The following is a 6,538-nucleotide window of genomic DNA, read 5'->3' as shown; positions in this document are numbered from 1 at the left end:
GTCGAGCACTCGAAGGCTGCCGAGGCGATGGGCTTCGCGGGCGTGATGGCGGGGCCGCTGGTGCGCTCGTCCTACCGCGCAGGACGGCTCTACGCCCAGACGAAGGCGCACCGCGGCGAGGAACTGCCGGAGAACCTGGCCCACCTGGCCACCGAAGGCCCGGCCGCGCAGGAAGCGGCGTCGCTGCTGGCCCGGTGACGCACGTCACCCCACCATCCTTAAAGGATCGGTAAAGTGGCGGGCATGGCCCTGGTTTCGGACCTCCTCAGCTGGTTGCAAGGACTCCCGGAACCGGGGCTCGTCGCCGCCACCGGCGGTCTGGTGTTCGCCGAGTGCACGATCGGCCTGGGCTTCCTGGCCCCCGGCGAATCCGGCCTGCTGATCGCGGCGACAACAGCGAACACGGTGGCCCGTTTCCTGGCTCTGTGGGCGGTGGTCACGGTCTGCGCGACGGCGGGCGACGCCCTCGGCTTCTTCATCGGCCGCCGCTTCGGGCCCCGCCTGCGTGAGACGAAGCTGATCCGCAAGTACGGCCTCGAAGCCTGGGACAAGGCCACCGGAGTCCTGGAGCGCCGTGGGGCGTGGGCGGTGTTCTTCGCCCGCTTCCTGCCGGTGATCAGAACCCTGACCCCGGCGGCGGCGGGCACATCCGGCCTCCCGTTCCGCAAGTTCCTCCCCGCCGCGGCCGCGGGCGCGTTCTGCTGGTCACTGGCCCACATCAGCATCGGCGCGGCCCTGGGCGAAGCGGCGAAGCGCATCGAGGGCGCCCTCAACACGGGCGGCCTGATCGCGGTGGGCGTCCTGGCGGCGGTGGCGGTGTTCTTCCTGCTGCGCCTGAAGAAGCGCAAGGCGCTGGCAGCACCGGCCCCGGACCGCGAGCCCGAGCGCGTGCCCTGACCCAAGCGACCGGCGGCCCAGAGGGTGCGGCGCGGGCGAACCGGGCCGCACCCTCCCGGCGTCAGCGGCGGGCGCGTGCCGCCTTGCCGGTGGCCCAGCCGATCAGGCCGAGCGCCAGCAGCGCCCCACCGGCGGCGAACGGCCAGGAACCCGCACCCGGCGCGGGCGCCGGCGACGCGGCGGCGAGGTCGTACCCGCCGAGCTTGCCCTGGTCGCGGTACGCCGACCCGGGCAGCTTGTCGCCGTACAAGCGGTGCACCAGCTGCTGGTACGCCGCCACCGCGACACCCTCACCGACCCGCTGGCGGGCCGGGTCGTTCAGCGGCAGCACCCGGCCGTCGCGCACCCGGTACCACGCGTTGACCTGCGGCTCGGTGAACACCAGGTCCCCGTGCGCCTGCGCCGGGAACGTCAGTTCCTCGGTGCCGGTCGTGAAGTTGGTCGCGGTCCACCCGGCGGCGTCGCGCGTCACCCACACGGTGGCCTGCCGCCCGGTCGACGCCTGCGCCTTCACCGCGTAGTACGCGAACGACGCCGGTTTCGCCCCGGGCTGACCGGCGACGAACGCGGGATCCAGCGAGTAGACGCTCTGCGGTTCACCGCCGACCTGGGGCGCCTGCGCGACGTCGGCGCGCGCGACCCCGGCCCGCCGGTCGAGCTGGCCGAAGAACGCCGACAGCTGCGCGTCCGCCGACTTGACCGCGGCGGCGACCTCGCCGGACGGCGGCGTCGAAGCCGATGCCGTGCCGCCGAAACCCAGTACCAGCGCCGTCCCCGCGAAGAGCGTGACGAGTCCACGGAAGAGGTTCACGCCTCACGCCCCGATCCGGTAGAGGGACTGCGCCCATTGGAACTGCCCGTTGCGGACGTAGCTGGTGTGCGCCATCGCGCTGTAGCGCTGGCTGCTCGGCCACGGGTCGCCGTAGTAGACGAGCCCGCTGGCGTCGTAGCCGTAGATGACCTGGGCGTGCCCGCCGCCCGCGGTCCAGTAGATGCCGGTCTCGATCGGCCGGCGGGCGGTGATTTCGCTCTGCACCGACGCGAAGCTCAGCGCGCCGGTCACCGTGCCGGGCCGCAGCCCGAGCGCCTGGTAGCCGCGCTGCACGTAGGTCAGTTCGCCGGCCTGGTTGGGGCACTGCGAGCCGGCCGGGTAGCCGCGCGAGTAGTCGCAGAAGGTGTTCTGGCTGGTGCTCGTGCCGTAGCCGAGGAACCGTGCGATGGTCAGGCCGCTGGCGGCCCAGCACCACTGGTTCTGCTCCTGGACCAGCTGGCTGATGGACAACGTCGTCGCTTCGGTGGTCGCGCTCGCGGGCGGGGAGAGCAGGCCGGTGAGGGCCACGCACAGCGCGCCGAGCGCCATTGCTCGTCTGAAGTGCATTCGTTGCTCCTTGTCGGCAACAGGCGGGGACTTCGTGAGCTTCTCCCGTTGCCGCGCCGGGCAGTAATCCCAGCGGGGATAACACCGGCGTTATGCCGCCTATCGGGCCGAGACGAGCCGTTCGCCCGGATTCCGGCCGCACCAGCGCGCGAAGTGCGGGTTCCGGTGCAGCGACGCCTGGTGCGCGACCTCCGCGCAGTGGAACACCTCGTCGGTCGACGGCGTCCGGGCGTCGTCCTCGCGCGTCGCGAACAACAGCGTCGTCCACAGCGGGTCGCCCGCCAGCGGCAGCGCGAGCAGCCCGCGCGGGGGTGCCGAAGCCGCTTGCGCGAGGCAGACCGCGCCCTGCGCGATCAGCGTGCCCGCCGTCCCGGCTTCGGACGTGAAGTGCCGCACTCGCGGCGTGAAGCCGGCGGCCGTGCAGGCCTGGGCGAACCGCACGCGCACGCAGTTTTCGTGCGGTGGCGGCAGGATCCAGTCGCAGCCGGCCAGGTCGGCCAGGTCGACGACGCCGTCGCGGATCGCCGGGTGCCCCTGCGCGATCCCGACGAAGATCGGCTCGGTCGCGAGCGTCCGCACGGCCAGCCCGGCGAAGTGGTGCGCCTCGGTGCCGTCGAACTGCTCCAGCAGCGCGACGTCGACGCGGCCGGTCGAGAGCAGCTTCAGCAGGGTCAGTGACGCCGGTTCGGCGTACGTCTGGACGTCGAGGTCCAGCTCCCCCAGCTCCTCGATGAACCGGCCGATGATGAGCAGCGGGACGTAGCCGATCCGCAGGGTTTCGGGCTCGCTCCCGCCGTGGCGCCGCGCGGAGGCGACGAGGGCCTGCATGTCCGAGAGCAGCGCGTCGGCGCGGGCGAGGACGAACCGGCCGAGCTCGGTGGGCCGCACGCCGCTGGGCCCGCGGACGAACAGGTCGCCGCCGAGGATCCGTTCGATCCGCTTGAGCTGCGCGGTGAGCGCGGGCTGGCTGACGCCGAGGACGGTGGCGGCGCGGCTCACGCTCCCACCGTCCGCGACGGCGCGGACGGCTCTGAGATGGCGCAGCTCCAGCTCGGCCACCCCAGCAGGTTAACGCCGCCTTCACGCCCGGCACGACCTGCGAAAGTCGGGCTTACTACATTCGGCGGTATGAGTCTCGCGGATCTTCCCCGGCCGGTCGGCTTCGTCCTCGGCGGTGGCGGCAGCCTCGGCGCCATGCAGGTCGGCATGCTGCGCGCGCTGACCGAAGCCGGGGCCACGCCGGACCTCGTGACGGGCACATCGGTCGGCTCGCTGAACGCCGCGGTCCTGGCGCGCTCCGGCGGCGACGCGCTGGCCGCGTTGCACGGCATCTGGGCGCACATGACCCGCGCGGAGGCGTTCCCCGGCGGCGTGCTGAGCCGCGTCCGGACGCTGACGCAGAGCAAAACGCACCTGTTCCCCAATTCCGGCCTGGCGGGGATCGTCGCCGACCACCTCGGCGCCGAAACGCGGTTCGAGGACCTGGCGCTGCCGCTCGGCGTCGTCACGACCCAGGTCGACACGGCCGAGCCGCTGCTGATCCGCTCCGGGCGGCTGCTCGAGCCGCTGCTGGCGAGCTGTGCGATCCCGGGGATCTTCCCGCCGGTGGAGCACGACGGGCGGCTCCTCTACGACGGCGGCCTCGTCGCGAACGTGCCGATGCGGCAGGCGCTGACCATGGGGGCGAAGTCGTTGGTGGTGCTGGATTGCGCGTTCCCGGGCAAGATGCCCGAAGCGCCGCGGACGTTCGCCGAGGTGATCATGTTCACCGCGATGATCAGCATGCGCAACCAGGCCGTGCTGGAAGCGCCGGTGGCGGCGCAGCAGGTGCCCGTGGTCTACGTGCCGGGGCCGGCCCCCGTACGTGTGAACCCGCTCGACTTCGGGCACACGGAAGCACTGGCGGAACAGGCGTACCAGGCGGCGCGCGAGTACCTCGACGGGCTCGCGGTGAACGGCCCGGGACTCTACGGCGCTCCAGGCCTCGTCGTCGAGTGATCCGCGTCACGCCGATGCACCGATCCGCCGGGAAGAACGTCATCGCTATCGCGTAGTTTTGATGACGAATGCCCGCCGATCCCGATTCCAAAAAAGAGACAATATGCTCCCCAAGAAGATTTTACTTTCGGTGGCCGGAATCCTCGCCGGGGCACTGCTGGTTTCCGCCTGTTCGTCCGGTGACGACGGCGGCACCCCCGCCGGCGGAGCACCGGCGTCGGGTTCCGCTTCGGCGTCCGAGACCCCGGTCGCGGTGACGTTCGAGCCCGCGGGCGGTACCGGGGTGAACCCGGCGACCCCGATCGTCGTCAAGGCGGCCAACGGGAAGCTCCTCGACGTCACGGTGACCAACGCCGCCAAGGCGAAGGCGGTCGCCGGCAAGCTCGCCGACGACGGCTCGAGCTGGACGTCCACCGAGCCGCTCGGCTACGGCTCGACGTACAAGATCGTCGCGCACGCCCAAGGCGCCAACGGGAAGCCGATCGAGCAGGACAACCAGATCAGCACGATCGCGCCGAAGAAGCAGGCGAACGCCAACCTGATCCCGGCCCCGGCCGCGGTGGCGAGCACGGGCGTCGGCGTCGGCCAGCCGATCGTGTTCAGCTTCGGCAAGATCGCCGTCAAGAACAAGGCGGCGGTGGAGAAGGCCCTGACGGTCGAGTCGACGCCGAAGCAGGACGGCGGCTGGTACTGGATCGACGACTCGAACGTCCACTACCGCCCCAAGGAGTACTGGAAGGCCGGCACGACCCTGAAGGTCTCGGCGAAGATCTACGGCGTCGATTTCGGCGGCGGCGTGTTCGGCGCGGAAGACCGCACGGAAACGTACAAGGTGCACGATTCCTGGATCGCGAAGGCGGACGGGAACACCGAGCAGATGCAGATCTTCCACAACGGCGCGATGGTCAAGTCGATGCCGATCTCGATGGGCAAGGACGCGACGCCCACCCATTTGGGCGCGCACGTCATTTCGGACAAGCAGGCCAATTACACGATGGACTCCTGCACGTACGGCGTCTGCCCGCCGGACCCGAAGGCGTACCGCTCTAGCGAGAAGTGGTCGGAGCGGATCTCCAACGACGGCGAGTTCGTCCACGAGAACCCGAACAGCGTGGGCCAGCAGGGAAGTTCGAACGTGTCGCACGGCTGCATCAACCTGAACGGCGCGAACGCCCAGTGGTTCTTCCAGAACATGGGCCTGGGCGACGTCGTGGAGGTGACCAACTCGGGCGGCCCGCAGCTCCCGGTGTGGGACCTGTACGGCGACTGGACGAAGTCGTGGGCCGACTGGCAGGCCGGGTCGGCGGTGAAGTAGGGGTTCGAAGTAGCGGTGATCGGTGGGAGGGCCGGGGCTCGGTGGAGCTCCGGCCCTTTTTTGTGCTTGTTTTCGGGCGCTCCGGGGGGGTCGGGTCTCGGAGCGGCTGGGCTGGTCCGTTGGACGGGGCTTGACCGGGTGCAGGCGGCCGGCTCTCGCTGGACTTTCCCGGGACGAGTGGATGCGGCTTGCGGGTGCGGCACGAATGGACCGTTCGCGCCCTTGCCGGGCACGAGTGAGCCGCTCGCAACCTGCGCTGGCACGACTGGGCCGCTCGCGCTGCTCCCCTGGGCGGCGAACGGTCCATTCACAGCGGCGCCGTCGGGTGCAAGTCGGCCGGTCGCCGCGTTGCCGGGCGCGAGTGGGCCGCTGCCGCGCTTGGGCCCGCGTGGGCCATTCGCGCAGCCCTGGGGGTGGCGAACGGTCCGGTCGCCGCGTTGCCGTCGGGTGCAAGTCGGCCGGTCGCCGCGATGTCGGGCGCGAGTGGGCCGCTGGCGGCATTGTCGGGCCAAGTCGGCCCTTCGCCGCGTTACCGGTGCGAGTGGGTCGTTCGCTGCGTTGCCGTCGGACGCCAAGGGCCAATTGCCGCGACGGCCGGCGCCAGCGGGCCGTTCGTGGCCTTGCCAGGCGCTGGTCGGCCGGTCGTCGCGTTGCCGGGTACGAACGGTCCGTTCGCTGCGTTGCCGGCCGGTGCGCACGGGCCGCTCGTGGCCTTGTTCGGCGCCAGTGGGCCGTTCGTGCTGTGCTGCTTGCCCACGGGCTATGGGCGGCCGCGGCGGGAGTCGGGTTGTTTCGGTGGCCACCTGCGGGGTGCGAGTGGTCCCTTCGTGCCGGCGGCCGGGCGTGGCGGGTGTTGCGGGCATGAAAAAAGCCCCGGGAGAACCAAAACTGGTCCTCTACCGGGGCTCTTCCCAAGTAAGTTCGGCGGTGTCCTACTCTCCCACAACCCT

At 71.1% G+C, this 6,538-nt stretch carries 6 protein-coding genes and 1 pseudogene; 4 read left to right on the top strand and 3 right to left on the bottom strand.

What is annotated here, in order from left to right; translation table 11 throughout:
- Both AB0B33_RS46695 and AB0B33_RS46690 read left to right on the top strand, forming a co-directional pair.
- A pseudogene (locus AB0B33_RS46695) lies at nt 1-198 on the top strand (lipoyl synthase); the annotation flags it as partial.
- 45 nt (nt 199-243) lie between these two features.
- Entirely contained in the window at nt 244-897 is a 654-nt protein-coding gene (locus AB0B33_RS46690) for a DedA family protein (protein WP_360784646.1), read from the top strand.
- 61 nt (nt 898-958) lie between these two features.
- On the opposite strand, the gene AB0B33_RS46685 is transcribed toward AB0B33_RS46690, so the two are convergent.
- The 3 genes from AB0B33_RS46685 to AB0B33_RS46675 form a co-directional block, all read right to left on the bottom strand.
- Nucleotides 959-1,708 carry a hypothetical protein gene (locus AB0B33_RS46685; protein WP_247012628.1) on the bottom strand — a complete coding sequence of 250 codons (750 nt, stop codon included), beginning with the start codon at nt 1,706-1,708 and terminating at the stop codon, nt 959-961.
- Between the two features lie 3 nt (nt 1,709-1,711).
- The gene (locus AB0B33_RS46680; RefSeq protein WP_247012630.1) at nt 1,712-2,275 is read right to left on the bottom strand and encodes a papain-like cysteine protease family protein; all 564 of its coding nucleotides are present in this window, start codon (nt 2,273-2,275) and stop codon (nt 1,712-1,714) included.
- A 99-nt stretch (nt 2,276-2,374) separates the two neighbouring features.
- A complete protein-coding gene (locus AB0B33_RS46675) occupies nt 2,375-3,334 on the bottom strand; it encodes a LysR family transcriptional regulator (protein ID WP_360784642.1) in 960 nt (319 codons plus the stop codon).
- Between the two features lie 69 nt (nt 3,335-3,403).
- On the opposite strand from AB0B33_RS46675, the gene AB0B33_RS46670 reads away from it, so the two are divergent.
- Nucleotides 3,404-4,273 (top strand): patatin-like phospholipase family protein, encoded by an 870-nt coding sequence (locus tag AB0B33_RS46670; protein WP_360784639.1) that lies wholly within the window; start codon nt 3,404-3,406, stop codon nt 4,271-4,273.
- A gap of 103 nt (nt 4,274-4,376) precedes the next feature.
- Nucleotides 4,377-5,588, top strand: a complete 1,212-nt coding sequence (locus AB0B33_RS46665; protein ID WP_247012636.1) for an Ig-like domain-containing protein — start codon at nt 4,377-4,379, stop codon at nt 5,586-5,588.
- Nucleotides 5,589-6,538 lie beyond the last annotated feature (950 nt).

Origin of the sequence: Amycolatopsis sp. NPDC049159 (assembly GCF_040648295.1) — a bacterium.
In the GTDB taxonomy this organism is placed as follows: domain Bacteria; phylum Actinomycetota; class Actinomycetes; order Mycobacteriales; family Pseudonocardiaceae; genus Amycolatopsis; species Amycolatopsis pretoriensis_A.
Note: the sequence above shows the minus strand (reverse complement) of the source record. Positions and strands in the feature narration are given on the sequence as shown.

What these genes read in the sequence shown, in the direction of transcription:
- AB0B33_RS46690 (WP_360784646.1), top strand. Translation starts at nt 244, where the DNA reads ATGGCCCTGGTTTCGGACCTCCTCAGCTGGTTGCAAGGACTCCCGGAA.
- AB0B33_RS46680 (WP_247012630.1), bottom strand. Translation starts at nt 2,275, where the DNA reads ATGCACTTCAGACGAGCAATGGCGCTCGGCGCGCTGTGCGTGGCCCTC.
- AB0B33_RS46670 (WP_360784639.1), top strand. Translation starts at nt 3,404, where the DNA reads ATGAGTCTCGCGGATCTTCCCCGGCCGGTCGGCTTCGTCCTCGGCGGT.
- AB0B33_RS46665 (WP_247012636.1), top strand. Translation starts at nt 4,377, where the DNA reads ATGCTCCCCAAGAAGATTTTACTTTCGGTGGCCGGAATCCTCGCCGGG.